The organism is Saccharomonospora cyanea NA-134, from assembly GCF_000244975.1.
In the GTDB taxonomy this organism is placed as follows: domain Bacteria; phylum Actinomycetota; class Actinomycetes; order Mycobacteriales; family Pseudonocardiaceae; genus Saccharomonospora; species Saccharomonospora cyanea.
The window spans coordinates 628,577-645,859 of the sequence record NZ_CM001440.1 but is presented as its reverse complement, the minus strand read 5'-3'; the positions used below and the strand labels follow the sequence as shown (position 1 = coordinate 645,859).

General features: G+C 69.5%; 16 protein-coding genes. 5 read left to right on the top strand and 11 right to left on the bottom strand.

What is annotated here, in order from left to right:
* Positions 1–11: 11 nt before the first annotated feature.
* From SACCYDRAFT_RS03185 to SACCYDRAFT_RS03160, 6 genes are all read right to left on the bottom strand, one after another.
* A complete protein-coding gene (locus SACCYDRAFT_RS03185) occupies positions 12–1,334 on the bottom strand; it encodes a thymidine phosphorylase (protein WP_005453527.1) in 1,323 nt (440 codons plus the stop codon).
* On the bottom strand, positions 1,331–1,729 hold the full coding sequence (locus SACCYDRAFT_RS03180; protein WP_005453525.1) for a cytidine deaminase: 399 nt from the start codon (positions 1,727–1,729) through the stop codon (positions 1,331–1,333). The genes SACCYDRAFT_RS03185 and SACCYDRAFT_RS03180 overlap by 4 nt, the downstream gene beginning before the upstream one ends.
* Positions 1,729–3,009 (bottom strand): ABC transporter permease, encoded by a 1,281-nt coding sequence (locus SACCYDRAFT_RS03175; protein ID WP_005453523.1) that lies wholly within the window; start codon positions 3,007–3,009, stop codon positions 1,729–1,731. The genes SACCYDRAFT_RS03180 and SACCYDRAFT_RS03175 overlap by 1 nt, the downstream gene beginning before the upstream one ends.
* Complete coding sequence (locus SACCYDRAFT_RS03170; protein ID WP_005453521.1) at positions 3,006–4,100, bottom strand: ABC transporter permease; 1,095 nt, start codon at positions 4,098–4,100, stop codon at positions 3,006–3,008. The genes SACCYDRAFT_RS03175 and SACCYDRAFT_RS03170 overlap by 4 nt, the downstream gene beginning before the upstream one ends.
* Positions 4,097–5,650, bottom strand: a complete 1,554-nt coding sequence (locus tag SACCYDRAFT_RS03165; RefSeq protein WP_005453515.1) for an ABC transporter ATP-binding protein — start codon at positions 5,648–5,650, stop codon at positions 4,097–4,099. The genes SACCYDRAFT_RS03170 and SACCYDRAFT_RS03165 overlap by 4 nt, the downstream gene beginning before the upstream one ends.
* Positions 5,651–5,752: 102 nt before the next feature.
* Positions 5,753–6,850 carry a BMP family lipoprotein gene (locus SACCYDRAFT_RS03160; RefSeq protein ID WP_043536104.1) on the bottom strand — a complete coding sequence of 366 codons (1,098 nt, stop codon included), beginning with the start codon at positions 6,848–6,850 and terminating at the stop codon, positions 5,753–5,755.
* A 448-nt stretch (positions 6,851–7,298) separates the two neighbouring features.
* Between SACCYDRAFT_RS03160 and sdhC the strand changes: the two genes are divergently transcribed.
* Genes sdhC through SACCYDRAFT_RS03140 form a run of 4 tightly spaced genes read left to right on the top strand, consistent with a single transcriptional unit; the run spans position 7,299 to position 10,757 of the window.
* On the top strand, positions 7,299–7,745 hold the full coding sequence (sdhC, locus tag SACCYDRAFT_RS03155; RefSeq protein WP_005453512.1) for a succinate dehydrogenase, cytochrome b556 subunit: 447 nt from the start codon (positions 7,299–7,301) through the stop codon (positions 7,743–7,745).
* Positions 7,745–8,161, top strand: coding sequence for a succinate dehydrogenase hydrophobic membrane anchor subunit (locus SACCYDRAFT_RS03150; protein WP_005453510.1), 417 nt, complete (start codon positions 7,745–7,747; stop codon positions 8,159–8,161). Before sdhC ends, SACCYDRAFT_RS03150 begins: the two co-directional genes overlap by 1 nt.
* Before the next feature lie 27 nt (positions 8,162–8,188).
* A complete protein-coding gene (gene sdhA, locus SACCYDRAFT_RS03145; RefSeq protein ID WP_005453508.1) occupies positions 8,189–9,976 on the top strand; it encodes a succinate dehydrogenase flavoprotein subunit in 1,788 nt (595 codons plus the stop codon).
* Between the two features lies 1 nt (position 9,977).
* Positions 9,978–10,757, top strand: coding sequence for a succinate dehydrogenase iron-sulfur subunit (locus SACCYDRAFT_RS03140; protein WP_005453506.1), 780 nt, complete (start codon positions 9,978–9,980; stop codon positions 10,755–10,757).
* 63 nt (positions 10,758–10,820) lie between these two features.
* Here the strand turns inward: SACCYDRAFT_RS03140 and SACCYDRAFT_RS03135 are convergent, their stop codons facing one another.
* The 3 genes from SACCYDRAFT_RS03135 to SACCYDRAFT_RS03125 form a co-directional block, all read right to left on the bottom strand.
* Positions 10,821–11,300, bottom strand: coding sequence for a hypothetical protein (locus SACCYDRAFT_RS03135; protein ID WP_005453504.1), 480 nt, complete (start codon positions 11,298–11,300; stop codon positions 10,821–10,823).
* A gap of 45 nt (positions 11,301–11,345) precedes the next feature.
* The gene (locus SACCYDRAFT_RS03130; protein WP_005453501.1) at positions 11,346–11,609 is read right to left on the bottom strand and encodes an SCO4848 family membrane protein; all 264 of its coding nucleotides are present in this window, start codon (positions 11,607–11,609) and stop codon (positions 11,346–11,348) included.
* A 236-nt stretch (positions 11,610–11,845) separates the two neighbouring features.
* Complete coding sequence (locus SACCYDRAFT_RS03125) at positions 11,846–13,228, bottom strand: endo-1,4-beta-xylanase (protein WP_005453499.1); 1,383 nt, start codon at positions 13,226–13,228, stop codon at positions 11,846–11,848.
* 457 nt (positions 13,229–13,685) lie between these two features.
* Between SACCYDRAFT_RS03125 and SACCYDRAFT_RS03120 the strand changes: the two genes are divergently transcribed.
* Positions 13,686–14,921 (top strand): D-alanyl-D-alanine carboxypeptidase, encoded by a 1,236-nt coding sequence (locus SACCYDRAFT_RS03120; RefSeq protein WP_005453497.1) that lies wholly within the window; start codon positions 13,686–13,688, stop codon positions 14,919–14,921.
* Between the two features lie 6 nt (positions 14,922–14,927).
* Here SACCYDRAFT_RS03120 and SACCYDRAFT_RS03115 read toward each other — a convergent pair whose 3' ends face one another.
* Positions 14,928–16,136, bottom strand: a complete 1,209-nt coding sequence (locus SACCYDRAFT_RS03115) for an MFS transporter (protein ID WP_005453496.1) — start codon at positions 16,134–16,136, stop codon at positions 14,928–14,930.
* Between the two features lie 37 nt (positions 16,137–16,173).
* A complete protein-coding gene (yhjD, locus tag SACCYDRAFT_RS03110; protein ID WP_005453494.1) occupies positions 16,174–17,208 on the bottom strand; it encodes an inner membrane protein YhjD in 1,035 nt (344 codons plus the stop codon).
* Between the last annotated feature and the right edge of the window lie 75 nt (positions 17,209–17,283).

The window sequence follows — 17,283 nt, the reverse complement described above, 5'->3', positions numbered from 1 at the left end:
GGGGCGGCCGGTCAGGGCCGGCCGCTCTCCCAGCGTTCCAGCACGACGCCCTCGCTCGCCTCCGCGGCGGCGAGGGCGCTGTCGTCTCCGCCCTTCTCGCCGATCGTGAGCGCCGCGTCGAGCAACGGCAGGGCCGCCGCCACGGCCTCGGGGGTGTCGGTGTGGAGTTCGAACAGCGGCTGTCCACGTTCGACCGGTTCACCGGGCTTCGCCAGACACAGCACACCGGCAGCGGACTGCACGGGGTCGCTCTTGCGGGCCCTGCCCGCGCCGAGCCGCCACGCCGCCACGCCGACACCGTAGGCGTCCAGAGCGGTCACTGTGCCGGACTTGGACGCCTCGACCACGTGCACGTGAGTCGCCTTCGGCAGTGGGGCCTCGGGGTCCCCTCCCTGGGCACGGATCATGCGGCACCACGTCTCGTACGCCCGGCCCGAGGCCAGCACCCGCGCCGGGTCGACGCCGCCGAGCCCGGCCAGCGCGAGCATCTCGCGGGCCAGCGCCAGCGTGAGCTCCACGACGTCGGCGGGCCCGCCGCCCCGCAGCACCTCCACGGCCTCCGCCACCTCGACCGCGTTGCCGACGGCCGCGCCCAGGGGCGTGTCCATGGCCGTGAGCACGGCGGTGGTGGCCACTCCGTGCGCGGCGCCGATCTCCACCAGGCTCGCCGCGAGTTCGCGGGCCTGTTTCCGGGTCTTCATGAAGGCGCCGGAGCCGACCTTCACGTCGAGCACGAGCCGCCCCGCGCCCTCCGCGATCTTCTTGCTCATGATCGAGCTGGCGATCAGCGGTACCGACTCGACGGTGCCCGTGACGTCGCGCAGCGCGTACAGCTTGCGGTCGGCGGGCGCCAGGGTCGGAGTGGCGGCGCAGACCACCGCGCCGACGTCCTCCAGCTGCGCGGCGATCTCGTCGGCCGACAACTCCGCCCGCCAGCCGGGGATCGCCTCCAGCTTGTCGAGCGTGCCGCCCGTGTGCCCGAGCCCTCGGCCGGACAACTGCGGTACGGCGGCTCCGCACGCCGCGACGAGCGGCGCCAGCGGCAACGTGATCTTGTCGCCGACGCCGCCCGTCGAGTGCTTGTCCACGGTCGGTCGCGAGCACTTCAGCGACAACCGCTCACCTGAGTCGATCATCGCGCCGGTCCAGCGGGCCGTCTCGGCGGCGTCCATCCCGCGCAGGAACACCGCCATCGCGAGCGCCGCCATCTGCTCGTCGCCGACCACGCCGCGCGTGTAGGCGTCGATCACCCAGTCGATCTGCTCGCCGGACAGGCGCGCCCCGTCCCGCTTGGCCCTGACGACGTCGACCGCCGCGAACGGCTCGGCCTTCATTCCGGCAGGTCCTCGGGTCCGAACGCCTGCGGCAGCACCGACGTCATCGGCTGCACCCCCGCCGGGGTGTCGACGAGGCACTCCGTGCCGCCGAACTCGTAGAGCAGTTGCCTGCACCGGCCACAGGGCATCAACAGCTCGCCCTCGCCGGAACGGCACGCCACCGCCACGAGACGTCCCCCGCCGGACAACCTGAGCTGCCCGACCATGGTGCACTCGGCGCACAGGCCGACACCGTAGGAAGCGTTCTCCACGTTGCAACCGGTGACGATCCGGCCGTCGTCGGTCAGCGCGGCGGAGCCGACCCGCAGCCGTGAGTACGGTGCGTACGCCTTCTGTGCCGCCGCGACGGCCTCCGCGCGCAGGTGCTCCCAGTCGATCGTGTTCTCGGGCATCAGTCGCCCTCCCCTCGCCGGTACCGCTTGCCGATCGCCTTCGGCGGGCGCAGTTTCTGCGCCGCCACGGCCAGCACGATGATCGTCACGAAGTGCGGCGTGTACGGGATCAACTCACGCGGAAGCTCGTCGTTGGCCCAGTACACGTAGTAGAGCGCGGCGGCACCGAGCGCGGAGAGGCCCGCGACGAGCCAGCGCCTGCGCACCAACTGCACCACCGTGAGCACCGCCAGCAGGAGCACCGCGCCGTAGCACAGCGCCAGCACGGCCTCCCCGCCCGCCGAGAGCTGGAGACCGTCGGAGTAACCGAACAGCGCCGCGCCACCCAGCAACCCGCCGGGCCGCCAGTTGCCGAAGATCATCGCCGCGAGCCCGATGTAGCCGCGGCCGTTGGTCTGGTTCTCCAGGTAGTCGGCGCCACCCGACAGCAGCACCAGCGACGCGCCACCCATGCCGGCGAGACCACCGGACACCAGCAGGGCCGCGTACTTGTGCACGTAGACGTTCACGCCGAGCGACTCGGCGGCCACCGGGTTCTCACCGCACGAGCGCAGGCGCAACCCGAACCGGGTACGCCACAGCACGAGGTAGCTGAGCGGCACCAGCAGCAGGCCCAGCATCGCCAGCGGCGACACCTGCGTGACGAGACCTCGGAGCAGTCCGGCGGCGTCGGAGATCCCGACCCGCTGGGCCTCCTCCAGATCCGCCAGCCAGTCGGAGAGGAAGGTCGCCGAGTACGTGTCGAACTTCGGCACGGGCGGCGACTGCCTCGGGTTGCCGGACAGCGGCTCGAACACGAGGTCGGCGAGGTACTTCGCCACGCCGAGCCCGAGGAGGTTGATGGCCACACCGGACACGATGTGGTTCACCCCGAACGTCACCGTGGCCACGGCGTGCAGCAGCCCGCCGAGCGCGCCGAAGACGATGGCCGCCAGCAGCCCGGCCCACACGCCGCCGTAGTACGCGCCCCAGGCCGCGCCCCACGTGCCGAGGATCATCATGCCCTCGAGGCCGATGTTGATGACGCCCGCCCGCTCGGCCCACAGCCCGCCGAGCGCGGCGAACAGGATGGGCAGGGCGAGCCTCAGCGCGGTCTGCGACGTGTTGCTCGACGTGAGCGTGTCGATGCCGGTGAGGTAGGACGTCGTGGACAGCACCGCGATGGCCGCGACGGCCCACAACACGCCCCGCAGCCACCCCGGGATCGGGCGCCGGGGGCGCGGCTGTTGCTCCGTCGCACCCGCCTTGCTCGGGGGCCCGGTTTCGACCGTGGTGCTCACACCGCACCTCCCTGGCTGACGCTCGCGGGCATGCCGTTGCGGGTCTGTCTGCCCACCCGGCGCTGCTCGGCGGCGAGTTCCGCTCGTTTGACGATTTCGTAGGCGACCACGACCGAGAGCACGATCGTGCCCTGGATGATCGTGGCGATCTCTCTCGGCACCCCGATGGTCTCCAGCGACACGGCCGACTTGTCGAGGAACGCCCACAGCAGCGCGCCGAACGCGACACCGACGGGGTGGTTACGACCCAGCAGGGCCACCGCGATGCCGGTGAAGCCGTAGCCCTGCGTCGCGGTCATGGCGTAGACGTGGTCGCGGCCCAGCAGTTCGGGCATCGCGATGAGCCCGGCGACCGCTCCGGACAGCAGCATCGCGGTCATCGTCATCCGCTTGGCGCTCACTCCGCCCGCCGTGGCGGCCGTGGGCGACTCGCCACTCGCCTGCAGCTCGAACCCGAACCGCGTGCGGTTGAGCAGGAACCAGTAGCCCACACCCAGGGCGACGGCGATGAGGACCGAGCCGAACATCGTGCCCGCGGCCCCGAGCGGGATGCCGGGGATCCACCCGGTCTCCGGGATCTCGGCGGTGCTGATGTTGTTGCCGCGCAGCACACCGAACTGGTCGGCGCTGATCAGGTACGCCACGATGCCGAACACGATCGAGTTCAGCATGATCGTGGTGATGACCTCGGAGACGCCCCGGGTCACCTTCAGGATCGCCGGCAGCAGCGCGTACGCGGCGCCGGAGAGCATGGCCACCGCGAGGATCGCCAGCACGTGCAGCACCGGAGGCAGTTCCATGGCCGCGCCCACGATCGCGGCGATGACGGCCGCGAACCGGTACTGACCCTCGACACCGATGTTGAACAGGTTCATCTGGAACCCGACGGCGACGGCCAGACCCGCGAAGTAGTAGACCACCGCGAGGTTCACGGTGTCGACGGCCGTGGTGCCCTCGAACAACTGCGCGCCCATGGTGGTGAACGCTTCGAGCGGGTCGGCGCCCGAGATGAGCAGCGCGACGGACGACAGCGCCATGGCGACGACGATCGCCAGGACGGGGGGAAGCAGGGCGGTACGCCAGGAGATCATGCGACGTCCTCGGGAAGGGAGTGGCTCTCACCGGCACCCGTCATGGCCGAGCCCAGCTCGGTCGGTGTGACGGTGGCGGGATCGGCCTCACTGACCAACCTGCCGCGCAACATGACGCGGATGGTGTCCGACAGCCCGATCAACTCGTCGAGGTCGGCGGAGATGAGCAGCACCGCGAGGCCGTCGGAGCGGGCGGCCCTGATGCGGTCCCAGATCAGAGCCTGCGCGCCGACGTCGACACCGCGGGTCGGGTGGGAGGCGATCAACAGCACGGGGTCGCCGGACAGTTCCCTGCCGACGATGAGTTTCTGCTGGTTACCGCCGGACAGCGCTCCTGCGGCGACCTCGACGCCCGGGGTGCGGACGTCGTATTCGTCGACGATGCGGCGCGTGTCCTCCCGCGCGGCGGCGCAGTCGATGATGCGGCCGCTCGACACCGGCCTGCGGGTCTGGTAGCCGAGGATCCGGTTCGTCCACAGCGGGCGGCCCAGCAGCAGGCCGTGGCGGTGCCGGTCCTCGGCGATGTAGCCGATGCCGGCCTCCCGGCGCGCCAGCGTGCCGAGCTTCGTGAGGTCGCGCGTGGTGCCCTCGGCGTCGACGAGTTCGATCGTGCCCCCGGCCGCCCTGCGCATGCCCATGATGGTCTCGACCAGCTCGGTCTGCCCGTTGCCCTCCACACCGGCGATGCCGAGCACCTCACCGGCCCGCACCGTCAGCGACACGTCGTCGAGCACGGCGCGCTCGGAGTCCTCGGCGGTCAGCCGCAGGTTCTCGACGCGCAGCACGGCCCGGTCGGTGACGGTGGACTCGCGCGTCTCCGGGCTCGGGAGCTGCGAGCCGACCATCATCTCGGCCAGCTCGCGCGAGCTCACGGTGCGCGGGTCCACGGTGCCGACCGTGGTGCCCCTGCGGATCACCGTGGCACTGTCGGCGATCCTGCGAACCTCGTCGAGCTTGTGGGAGATGAAGATGAAGGTGTAGCCCTGCTCGCGCATCGTGCGGACGGTGTCGAACAGCGCGTCCACCTCCTGCGGCACGAGCACGGCCGTGGGCTCGTCGAGGATCACGATGCGAGCGCCGCGGTAGAGCACCTTGACGATCTCCACCCGCTGGCGGTCCGCCACGCCGAGGTTCTCCATGAGACTGTCGAGGTTCACCCGCAGGCCCGTGCGCTCGGCGAGTTCGGCCATCCGCGCCGTGGCTGCCTTGCCGATGCCGTGCAGCGACTCGGCGCCCAGCAGCACGTTCTCCTTGACGGTCAGGTTGTCGGCGAGCATGAAGTGCTGGTGCACCATGCCGATGCCCACCTTGATCGCGTCCTGCGGGTTGCGCAGGCGCACCACCTCGCCGTTGATGGCGATGGTGCCCTCGTCCGGCTGCTGCATGCCGTAGAGGATCTTCATCAGCGTGGACTTGCCCGCGCCGTTCTCGCCGCACACCGCGTGGACCTCGCCGGCGCGCACCGTCAGGTGGACGTCCGAGTTGGCCACCACGCCGGGGAACCGCTTGGTGATCCCCTTCAGTTCGACCGCTGGTCGGGATTCGGTCATGTCGTGAAAGCTCCCCACGCCTGCCGTCCGACGGCGCGGGGGCCGGTAGGAGGGATCGCCTCCCACCGGCCCCGGCACCGCACGGCAGTTGAGAGTGGTCGGTTACGGGGTGGGCGAGACCTCGATCTCGCCGGCCACGATCTGCGCCTTGTAGCCGTCGAGGACGTCGGTGATGTCGTCGACCTTGCCGCCCGAGGTCGAGTAGCCGACACCGTCCACCGCCAGGTCGAACCGCTCGGGCAGGGAGTCGAGGTCGTCGGAGGCCACCGCGCGGATGTAGTCGTAGACCGCCACGTCCACGCGCTTGAGCATCGACGTCATGATGACGTCCTTGACCTCGGCGACCGTCTTCTGGTTGTACTGGTCGGAGTCGACCCCGATCGCCAGCGCGTCGGCGGCCTTGGCCGCCTCGAACACGCCCTTACCCGAGGCACCCGAGGCGTGGTAGAGCACGTCGGCGCCCTTGTCGATCTGCGCCTTGGCCACCACGTTGCCCTTGCCGGGGTCGTTGAAGCCGGAGATGTCACCGGCGGGGGTCAGGTAGTCGATCTCGACCTTGACCTTGTCGGAGACCGCCTTCGCGCCCTGCACGAAGCCCGCCTCGAACTTCTGGATCAGCGGAGTCTCCACACCACCGACGAAACCGACGTGGCAGTTGTCGCTCTTGTAGACGGCGGCCACACCGGCCAGGAACGAGCCCTGCTCCTCCGCGAACACCAGCGGGGTCACGTTCTTCGCGTCCACCGAGTCGTCGTCGACGATCGCGAAGTGGGTGTCGGGGAACTTCGGCGCGACGGCCTTCAGCGCGTCGGCGTACGCGAAACCGACGGCGATGATCGGGTCGTAGCCCTTCTCCGCCATCTGCGACAGCCGCTGCTGCTTGGCGTCCTCGGACTCGGTGCCCGCCGCCGTGCTCTCGGTCGTGTCGGCCACGCCCATGTCCTCGACGGCCTTGTCGACACCGGCTGCCGCCGCGTCGTTGAACGACGCGTCACCCCGGCCGCCCACGTCGAACGCGAGCGCGACCTTCAGGTCGCTGGCGTCGACGTCGGACGCCGCCTCACGTTCCTTGCTGCTGGCCTCGGCCCGGGGTGGCGCGGCCGCTGTCACGCACTCCCCACCCGACTCGCCGCCGTCACCCGCGGCGCTGTTGTCACCGGAGTCCTTGGCACACGCTGCCAACGTCAGCACGCCGGTCATGGCGATAGCCGCCAGCGCCGCACCACGCTTTCGACGCACGGTGTGTCTCCCTTCCCGCTGTTTTCCCAGCGGAACGCACCTCAAGGAAGCGCCCGGCGCGAAACGGCCGGGCGATTGGCGAACGGTACCGCCCGCGGAAACACACGTCACACACTGGCCGCCCGGTGTAACCCAAATGTTCAGGAGTCACCCTTCTGAGCGATCAGGCCAGCACACCGAGTAATCGAAAAAGCGGGACTGAATCGGTACCGCAACGGCCGCCGACAGCCCCGCGCCACGCGAAGACGTCAAATCCGTGTCTGGTCCATCACAGCGGCCAACCCGAGGTGGAGGCCCGCGTCAAGGGCGGGTCTAGCATCCTGGGATAACCACGCCCGCGCGGAATGTGGCCCGCAAAGTCGCAGGTCGCCGGGCAAAGCCCATCAGTGACGTTGGAGGCCGTACACCGATGTCCACCACTGCGAGCACCGCCGCCGAGGCGGCTGCTAGTGATCGGGCAGGCGCCTCACGTCGGAGCGGTACGTTCTACCGCGGCGACCCCGGCATGTGGTCCTGGGTGCTGCACCGCATCACCGGCGTGCTCACGTTCTTCTTCCTGTTCGTCCACGTACTCGACACCGCGCTGGTCCGGGTCTCGCCGAACGCGTACAACGCGATCATCGAGACCTACAAGACCCCGATCGTCAACCTCATGGAGGTCGGCCTTGTCGGTGCGGTCCTCTACCACGCACTCAACGGCATCAGGGTCATCCTGGTCGACTTCTGGTCCAAGGGCGCCAAGTACCAGCGCGTCATGCTCTGGTCGATCCTCGGTGTCTGGGTGCTCGTGATGATCCCCGGCACCTACTTCATGCTCGAACGCACCGTGAGTGAGCTGCTCGGAGGCGGCAACTGATGGCTGAGACACTCAACCTCGACAAGCCGCGCTCCGCCCGCAGGCCCGCGGCCCGCCGCAGCAACTTCGAACTCTACAGCTGGCTGTTCATGCGCATCTCGGGCCTGCTGCTCGTGGTGCTGGTGCTCGGTCACCTGTTCATCATGAACATCCTCGACGGCGGTGTTCACCGGATCAACTTCGCGTTCGTCGCGGGCCGCTGGTCGTCGCCGTTCTGGCAGTTCTGGGACCTGGCGATGCTGTGGCTGGCGATGATCCACGGCGGTAACGGCCTTCGCACGATCATCGACGACTACGCGCGCAGGGACAGCACCCGCTTCTGGCTCAAGATGGTGCTCTACGTCGCCGTGGTCGTCATCGTGCTGCTGGGCACCCTGGTGATCTTCACCTTCGATCCGAACATCCCGGCCGACTGACCCCACCACACGAAAGCGACGCTTGACATGCAGTTCCACAAGTACGACGTGGTCATCGTCGGGGCGGGCGGCGCGGGTATGCGCGCGGCGATCGAGGCCGGTCAGCGTGCCCGCACCGCGGTGCTCACGAAGCTGTACCCGACGCGTTCCCACACCGGCGCCGCCCAGGGCGGCATGTGCGCGGCCCTGGCCAACGTCGAAGAGGACAACTGGGAGTGGCACACCTTCGACACCGTCAAGGGTGGTGACTACCTCACCGACCAGGACGCCGCCGAGATCATGGCCAAGGAGGCCATCGACGCGGTCCTCGACCTGGAGAAGATGGGTCTGCCGTTCAACCGCACCCCGGACGGCAAGATCGACCAGCGGCGGTTCGGCGGGCACACCCGCGAGCACGGCAAGGCGGCGGTGCGCCGCGCGTGCTACGCGGCCGACCGCACCGGCCACATGATCCTGCAGACGCTGTACCAGAACTGCGTCAAGCACGGCATCGAGTTCTTCAACGAGTTCTACGTCCTCGACATCGCCCTGACCGAGACGGCCGACGGTCCGGTGGCGTCCGGCGCCATCGCCTACGAGCTGGCCACCGGCGAGATCCACGTGTTCCAGGCGAAGTCGATCGTCTTCGCCACGGGCGGGTTCGGCAAGGTCTTCAAGACCACGTCCAACGCGCACACCCTCACCGGCGACGGCATGGGCATCTACGCCCGCAAGGGGCTGCCGCTGGAGGACATGGAGTTCTACCAGTTCCACCCGACCGGTTTGGCGGGCCTGGGCATCCTCCTCACCGAGGGCGCCCGCGGCGAGGGCGCCATCCTGCGCAACGCCGACGGCGAGCGGTTCATGGAGCGCTACGCCCCCACCATCAAGGACCTCGCGCCGCGCGACATCGTCGCCCGGTCGATGGTGCTGGAGGTGCTGGAGGGCCGGGGCGCCGGGCCGAACAAGGACTACGTCCTGCTCGACTGCACCCACCTCGGCGCGGAGGTGCTGGAGACGAAGCTGCCCGACATCACCGAGTTCGCCCGCACCTACCTCGGTGTGGACCCGGTGAAGGAGCCGGTGCCGGTGTACCCCACCGCGCACTACGCGATGGGCGGTATCCCCACCAACGTGCACGGCGAGGCCCTGCGCGACAACGACAACATCGTGCCGGGCCTGTACGCGGCCGGTGAGGTGGCGTGCGTCTCGGTGCACGGCGCCAACCGGCTCGGCACCAACTCGCTGCTCGACATCAACGTGTTCGGGCGCAGGGCGGGCATCGCCGCCGCGGAGTACGCCAACTCGCACGGCTTCGTGGAACTGCCCGAGAACCCGGCGAAGATGGTCGAGGGCATGGTCGACCACCTGCGCACCGCCACCGGCGGCGAGCGCGTGGCCGACATCCGCACCGAGTTGCAGGCCACCATGGACGCCAACGCGGCCGTGTACCGCACCGAGGACACGCTGAAGCAGGCGCTGACCGACGTGCAGGCGCTCAAGCAGCGCTACGGACGCATCTCGGTGATGGACAAGGGCAAGCGGTACAACACCGACCTGCTGGAGGCCATCGAGCTCGGGTTCCTGCTGGACCTGGCCGAGATCCTGGTGAACGCCGCACTGGCCCGCAAGGAGTCGCGTGGTGGGCACGCCCGCGAGGACTACCCGGACCGCGACGACGTCAACTTCATGCGGCACTCGATGTCGTACAAGCTGCTGCCGGAGGCCGAAGACCCGGACGCTCCGCTCGGGCTCACCGGGTTCACCTCCGACATCCGCCTGGACTACAAGCCGGTGACCTTCACCCGGTACGAACCGATGGAGCGGAAGTACTGATATGACTGCCACGGTTTCCGAGGGTTCCCACGACACCTCGCAGATTCCCGCACCGGAGGGTTCGGTCACCGTCACGGTGAAGATCCTGCGGTACAACCCGGAGCTGGACTCCGAACCGCACTGGGAGTCCTACGACGTCCCGGCGCTGCCCACCGACCGCGTGCTGAACCTGCTGTTCAACATCAAGAACTACGTGGACGGCACACTCGCGTTCCGGCGCTCCTGTGCGCACGGCATCTGCGGGTCGGACGCCATGCAGATCAACGGCGTGAACCGCCTGGCCTGCAAGGTGCTGGTGAAGGACCTCCTCGCCAAGGAGGGCAAGAACACCACCATCACCATCGCCCCGATCAAGGGCCTGCCGACGATGAAGGACCTCTACGTCGACATGGAGCCCTTCTTCGAGGCGTACCGCGCGGTGAAGCCCTACCTCATCGCCTACGGCAACGAGCCGACGCGCGAGCGCATCCAGTCGCCCGCCGACCGCGAACGGTTCGACGACACCACCAAGTGCATCCTGTGCGCGGCGTGCACGTCGTCGTGCCCGGTGTACTGGGCCGACGGGTCGTACTTCGGCCCGGCGGCGATCGTCAACGCGCACCGGTTCATCTTCGACTCGCGTGACGAGGGCTCCGAGGAGCGGCTGGACATCCTCAACGACGCCGAGGGCGTGTGGCGCTGCCGCACGACGTTCAACTGCACCGACGCGTGCCCGCGTGGCATCCAGATCACCAAGGCCATCCAGGAGGTCAAGCGCGCGCTGCTGTTCAAGCGCGTCTGATCCGGGCCGACGACGAAGGCCACCCTCACCGCGGGCGCGGGAGGGTGGCCTTCGTCGTCGGGATCAGAGGTTCGCGCACGCCGCCCGGGCGTCCCGCATGGCCTGCTCGTACTCGGGGCCACTGGCCTCGAAGGTCTGCTGCACCACGAGCACGGGCTTCTGGAGCTTCTTGGAGAGCTGCTCGTAGGACGGGTCGGCTTCGGCCGCCGCCATCGCCAACGTCGACGCCGCTCCCCAGCGGTGCAGGTCGGAGAGGTCGTCCTCCGTCATGCTGATCTCGGGCGTCCTGGCCACCAGTTCACACGCCAGCTCGGCATCCGCCGCGGCGCCGCTCTCACCGCCCGAGGTCGAGGTCAGCAGCCACGCCCCGCCCATGCCGGCCGCGCCCAGCAGGACGCCGACCACGGCCGCGACCACCACGGCCGCCTTCCGGCGAGGCGCGGCCGGTACCGGCGCCTGCGTGGGTATCACCGGCGAAGGCCCACTGTGCTGCCACTGAGGCATCGGCTGCGGGGACGGAGGCGGGTCCGACTGCTGGGTCATGACGGTAGGACGCCTGAGCGGACCCGCCGGTTCCTCACGGCGTTCTCACACCGACTGGTCGGACCGGGCCTCGGCCTCCCGCCGCCGCGAGGCCCGCAGACCGCGCCAGCCGATCACCCCGATGACGGTGCCGAGCACGAAGGAGGTCACCGCGAGCAGCAGGTGCACCCAGAAGAACGGCGTGGGCGAGCCGTCGGCGTTCCAGGCGTTGTCGCTGTTCCACAGGTTGCGGGCGAACGTGATCCAGATGACCCAGGACCACACCCCGAACGCCGTCAGGAACAGGGAAGTACGGCGAGACATCCGCATGTCGGCAGTATCCCCCGCGACACCGCCGCTGGCCTGCACGGGTGCGCAGCACCACGTCGACCGCGCCGACGCGTGCCCGCACGGCATCCAGATCGCCAAGGCCGTCCATGAGGTCGAGCGCGCTGCTGTTCGAGCGCGGCTGGTTCCGAGGACAAGACCGGGCCGGTCCGTCACCGTGACCGGACCGGCCCGTTTCGTTCCGGGCCCCTTCCGCACGGGACGAGCCCGGGCGGTGCTCAGGAGGCGGTGCAGGAGCCCAGTGTCGGCGCCGCCCAGTTGCCGTTCGCCATGACGGTGAAGCCGAAGCTCGTCTCCCCACCCGCGGGTAGGCCGCTGTACGACCGCATCGTCATGACATCGCCGCTGTAGTCCCAGCTCGCTTCGCCGTTCCAGGTCGCCGTGATCTTCTGCGGCGGGTGCACGGTGACGGTGGTGCTCCACGAGCTGATCGCCTCGTCGCCCGCGCGGACGGTGACCCGGCCGTTGAACCGGTCGCCCCACCGCTGGGTCTCGTCGTAGGTCACGGTGCAGGCGGCGCCGTCGTCACCGCCACCGCCTCCACCGCCGGAACCGCCGAGGGTCTCCAGCACGGCGTGGTAGGCCTGCTTGGGGTTGTAGTCGCCGTCGAACAGCAGTGGCGTGTCCTCCGCACGCCAGGAGTACTTGTCGGTCACCCCCCAGACCGTGATGCCACTGCACTGGGGCACGGCCAGGCAGGCCAGGGTGACGCCGGCGTACTGCTGCGCCTGCGAGTCACCCCACCCCGCGATGTCCAGCTCGGTGATCTGGACCTCCACCCCGAGGTCGGCGAAGTTCTGCAGGGTGACGTGGTAGTTCTCCGGAACCGGATTGCCGCTGTTGAAGTGCGCCTGGAAGCCGACGCAGTCGATCGGCACGCCACGGCTGACGAAGTCGGCCACCATGTTGTACACGGCCTGCGTCTTGGCCGTGTTCCAGGCGTCGGTGTTGTAGTCGTTGTAGCAGAGCGTGGCATCCGGATCGGCCGCGCGCGCGGTGCGGAACGCCTCCTCGATCCAGCCGTCACCGAGCAGGCGCTGGAACACCGAGTCGCGGCGCGCACCGCTGCCACCGTCGGCGAACGCCTCGTTCACCACGTCCCAGGAGCGGACCTGGCCCTTGTAGTGCTCCATCACGGTGGTGATGTGGTTGTTCATCACCGCGCGGAGTTCGTCGGCGGACCCGATGTTCTCGACCCAGCCGGGCAGCTGCGAGTGCCAGACCAGCGTGTGCCCGCGCAGTTCCATGCCCTGCTGGCGCGCGTGTTCGGCGATGCGGTCGGCGGTGCTGAAGTCGAAGTACCCGGGCGAGGGCTGGAGGCTCTCCCACTTCCACGAGTTCTCGGCGGTGACGCTGTTGAACTCCCGGTTGAGCGTGGCCGTGTAGTCCGGTTCGCCGAGTCGGCCTGCCGCGACCGCGACGCCGAAATAGCGCCCCTGCGCCGCGGCGGCGTCGCCGAGTGTGGTCTGCGCACTCGCCGTCCCTGCCGCGGCGACGAACCCACCCGCGGTCACCGCACCGACCGCGGCCGCCGCGACGGCCTTCCTGATCCGGACCCCGATCCGTCGGGGCCCGAATCGCCGTTGGTGTGCCGTGCTCATCTTCCGAGTCCTTTCGTCGAGGACATGGCGACGTCGCGAAGGCACCCACCCCGCGCGGCAGTGACTCTCCGCGACGGCGGCACCGCACCCAGCGACGACAGCTCGAAAGTATGGCAACGGTCACACCATTGGTCAACATTCATTTTCCGAAAGTTTTCGACATTGAGCGAGTTCGACATGGCAGTTCACCTGCAGAAACCATCAATCAGGTGCCGAAAAGGCCAACTCGCGGCCAGAGGCCGAGAGGAAGTTTCGAAACTTTCGGAGCTGGGCGGGTCCACCGTTCGTGCTCAGGAATCCCCGACACTCGCGCGGGCACCCCGCCGTCCGCGCTGACCGACGACGGTCCCGAGGACGAAGGAGGGCACCGCCAAAGCGGCGTGCAGGAACAGCGACACACGGCGAGACATCCGCATGTCGGCAATGTGCCCCGCGACAACGCCGCTAGCCTGCACGGGTGCGCAGCACCACTCGGATCCGGACAGTTCTCGTCGTACTCGTCACGGCCGCTCTCACGGCCCTCACCACATTCGTCGCGACACCACCGAGCGAGGCGCTGGCGAAGCAGCCCTCCACGGCCTGCCCCAACCGCACCCTGCCGCCCTCACCCGTCGACACCTCGGAGAAGCCGCCCCCGGGCGAAGCCTCCCCCGCACCCCTGCCGGTGCCCGAGAGCCCCGCGGGCGGCCCGCGCATGGCGGAGTGCGGCCTCGTCCTCCCGCCCGGCAGCCCCGAACCGCCACAGGACATCACCGCCGCCGCGTGGCTCGTGCAGGACCTCGCCACCGGCGAGGTGCTCGCCGCGAAGGACCCGCACGGGCGCCACCGACCCGCCTCCCTCATCAAGACCCTGCTCGCGGTCGTGGCACTGGAGGAACTGCGGCCGGACCACGTCGTGGTGGCCACGGAGGCCGACGCCGACCAGGAATGCACGTGCGTCGGCATCGTCGCGGGCGGCGAGTACCGGGTCGACGAACTCGTGGACGCACTGCTCATGCGTTCCGGCAACGACGTCGCGCACACCCTCGCCACGGCACTCGGCGGGGTCGACGCGGCCGTGGAGAAGATGAACCGGCTCGCCGAGTGGCTCGGCGCCGCCGACACCCGCGCCGCGACCCCTTCCGGACTCGACGGCCCCGGCATGATGACGTCGGCCTACGACATGAGTCTGGTGTTCCGCCACGCCATGCAGCAGTCCGACTACGCCGAGGCCGTGGGAACGAAGGAGATTCGGTTCCCCGGCGGTCCGGGTGAGCCCGACTTCCCCGTCTACAACGACAACCCGCTGTGGGCGACGTACGAGGGCTTCCTCGGGGGCAAGACCGGGTTCACCGACGACTCCCGCCACACCTACGCCGGGGCCGCCGAACGCGACGGCAGGCGGCTCGCGGTGGTGCTGCTGCGCGCCGAGCAGCAGCCCGTCCGCGTGGCGGAACAGGCGGCCCGGCTCCTCGACTACGGTTTCACGCTCGCCGCCTCGGGCAGCGAGTCGGTGGGCACCGTCACCAGTTCCCCGCTCGACTCCCCCGGCGACGGAACCGGCGAGGAGCTGGCCTCCGCAGGCGTGGCGAGCACGACCCCGGAGGACCCGTTCGGCACCACGGGCTGGATCGTGACGCTGGCCGTGACGCTGGCCGTGATCGCCGGTCTGCTGATGGGACACCGCAAGGGCCTGCTGCGCCGCCCGGACTGACGCGGTTCACTCCTTCGCGGGCAGCGTCTCTCGCGCACCGAACCACAGCAGCAGGGCCACGGCCGCGACCGCGCCGGTGAGCCCGAACGCCGCCGCGTACGACCACTGCTCGGCCACGGCGCCCGCCACGAGCGGGCCCACGACGGCGCCGACGTCGGCAGCCATCTGGAAACCCGCCAGCACCGACCCGCCGCGGGCCTTCGAGCCGAGCACGTCGGCGACGGCGGCGTTCTGCGCCGGGTTCAACGCACCCGCGCCGAGGCCGGCGACCACGACGGCGGCGAGGAACAACCACGGATCGCTCGTCACCCCGATGCCCACCGAACCGACCGCCAGCAACGCCAATCCCACCAGTGCGGGCAGTTTGCGGCCCCGCTTGTCGGTGACCCGGCCCACGTACAGCAGCGCGAGTGCGTTCACGGCGGCGAACACGGCGAGCGCGATGCCGGTGAACGCCTCGTCCTTCGCCAGCACGGCGGTCACGAACAGTGGCAGCAGCGACATGCGAACGCCGAACACGACCCAGCCGTTGGCCAGGTTCGACGCGAGCGCCGCCCGGTACGACGGGTGGCGCATCGCCTGCGGGAACGTCAGCTCGGCAGCGTCGTCCTCCGGTGGCCGGGACACCAGCTCGGAGCCCCTCAGCTGCCACCACACGAACAGGGTGGTGAGCACGAGCGCGATGCCGTAGACGAGGAACGGAGCCCGCAACGACACCGTCACCAGGCCACTGCCCACCACCGGCCCGGCGATACCGCCCAACAGGAAGCTCGACCCCCACAGGCTCGACGCCCGGCCCCGCGCCTCCGGCGGCGAGATGCGGATCAACAGGCCGATCGCCGACACGGTGAACATCGTGGAGCCCACCCCGCTGGCGGAGCGGAACAGCAACAGTTGCCAGTACTCCGTGGCCGCCGCGCACGCCAGCGTGCCCACCGCCACGATCGACACGCCCCACAGGTAGATCGGACGCTCCCCGAAACGCGTCACCAGCCGCCCGCTCATCGGCGCGAACAGCAGCCGCACGAACGCGAAGGCACTCACCACCACCGACGCCGCCGTGACGCCCACGTCGAAACTCGTGGCGTAGTTGGGCAACGCGGGACCGACGATCCCGTAGCCGATGGCGATGAGGAAACTCGCCCCCACGAGAACCCAGATCTCCCGAGGCAGCGCCGCACCACGCGGCTTGGTCGTCGTCGCGATCACACTCACCCCTTAGTCCCGAGGGCGAGCATATGTCAGGCGACCGTCAGGACCTGCGCCTGGAAAACCAGCCGAGCAGCGCTCCGATACCGAACGCCCCCGCCGCCACCCGGGGTCCGCCGCGCCGCACCTCGACGGTCGGCCTGATCACGGCGGGTGCGGGTGGCTCCACGGTGCGGGAGAGGTTCTCGGTCGCCGTCGCCGTCCAGGCCGTCACGAACAGCAGGAAGCGGGCGACGAGGTTCGCGAACACCAGCAGACCGATGATCGGACCGAACAGCGCCCCGCTGGGCGAGCTGGTGACGCTGCTGAGGTAGATGCCCCCGACCTGCTTGAGGACCTCGAATCCCAGCGCGGCGATGATGGCGCCCCGCACCGCGCTGCGTGGCGCCACCTTCTCTCGCGGAAGCTGCGACAGCACCCACACGAAGACGAGCACGTTCGCGGCCAACGACAGCACGATCGTGCCGAGCCGCAGCAGGAACCGGGCCCAGCCTTCCTCCTCCAGCCCCACCAGGCCGAGCAGGAACTCGCCGACCCCGCTGCCGGCGGCGGTGAGGCCGAACGACACGACGATCGCCACCCCCAGGCCCACGAGAGCGAGCAGATCCTTGGCCTTGGTGGAGACGAACGGGAGCTTCTTCTTCTCCTGACCCCACTGAGCGGTCAGGGCGTCGCGAAGGTTCGTCATCCACCCGAGCCCGGAGTAGAGGGCCAGAGCCAGACCGAGCAGCCCGGCGCCTGCCCGCGAATCGAGCGCGGCGCCGACGATGGACGCGAAGAGGTCCCCGAGCCCCTCGGGCGCGGAGTTGACGATGCCCTCACGCAACTCCCGCATCGCGGTCTCGTTGCCCGCGAGGATGAAACCGGCGACCGCGAACCCCACCATCAGCAGCGGGATCAGCGACAGCACGGAGAAGTAGGTGATCGCGGCGGCGTAGTGGTTGCCGTAGCGCTCGGTGAACGCGTCTTTCGCTCTCACGACGTGGTCGAGCCACGGGTACTTCCTGCGCAACCGGGGCAGCAGCTTGTCCTCGTCGGCCCTGTCTTCGACCTTGGTGTCAGCCTTGGCGTCACCCACGAATGGACGCTAACCGACCGCACGCGTGTCCGCAGCCTGCGGCGCGGACACGCGTGCACAACCTGCGGACACGAT

What these genes read in the sequence shown, in the direction of transcription:
- SACCYDRAFT_RS03165 (WP_005453515.1), bottom strand. Translation starts at nt 5,650, where the DNA reads ATGACCGAATCCCGACCAGCGGTCGAACTGAAGGGGATCACCAAGCGG.
- SACCYDRAFT_RS03185 (WP_005453527.1), bottom strand. Translation starts at nt 1,334, where the DNA reads ATGAAGGCCGAGCCGTTCGCGGCGGTCGACGTCGTCAGGGCCAAGCGG.
- SACCYDRAFT_RS03125 (WP_005453499.1), bottom strand. Translation starts at nt 13,228, where the DNA reads ATGAGCACGGCACACCAACGGCGATTCGGGCCCCGACGGATCGGGGTC.
- SACCYDRAFT_RS03150 (WP_005453510.1), top strand. Translation starts at nt 7,745, where the DNA reads ATGGCTGAGACACTCAACCTCGACAAGCCGCGCTCCGCCCGCAGGCCC.
- SACCYDRAFT_RS03135 (WP_005453504.1), bottom strand. Translation starts at nt 11,300, where the DNA reads ATGACCCAGCAGTCGGACCCGCCTCCGTCCCCGCAGCCGATGCCTCAG.
- SACCYDRAFT_RS03130 (WP_005453501.1), bottom strand. Translation starts at nt 11,609, where the DNA reads ATGCGGATGTCTCGCCGTACTTCCCTGTTCCTGACGGCGTTCGGGGTG.
- sdhA (WP_005453508.1), top strand. Translation starts at nt 8,189, where the DNA reads ATGCAGTTCCACAAGTACGACGTGGTCATCGTCGGGGCGGGCGGCGCG.
- SACCYDRAFT_RS03180 (WP_005453525.1), bottom strand. Translation starts at nt 1,729, where the DNA reads ATGCCCGAGAACACGATCGACTGGGAGCACCTGCGCGCGGAGGCCGTC.
- sdhC (WP_005453512.1), top strand. Translation starts at nt 7,299, where the DNA reads ATGTCCACCACTGCGAGCACCGCCGCCGAGGCGGCTGCTAGTGATCGG.
- SACCYDRAFT_RS03140 (WP_005453506.1), top strand. Translation starts at nt 9,978, where the DNA reads ATGACTGCCACGGTTTCCGAGGGTTCCCACGACACCTCGCAGATTCCC.
- SACCYDRAFT_RS03170 (WP_005453521.1), bottom strand. Translation starts at nt 4,100, where the DNA reads ATGATCTCCTGGCGTACCGCCCTGCTTCCCCCCGTCCTGGCGATCGTC.
- SACCYDRAFT_RS03160 (WP_043536104.1), bottom strand. Translation starts at nt 6,850, where the DNA reads ATGACCGGCGTGCTGACGTTGGCAGCGTGTGCCAAGGACTCCGGTGAC.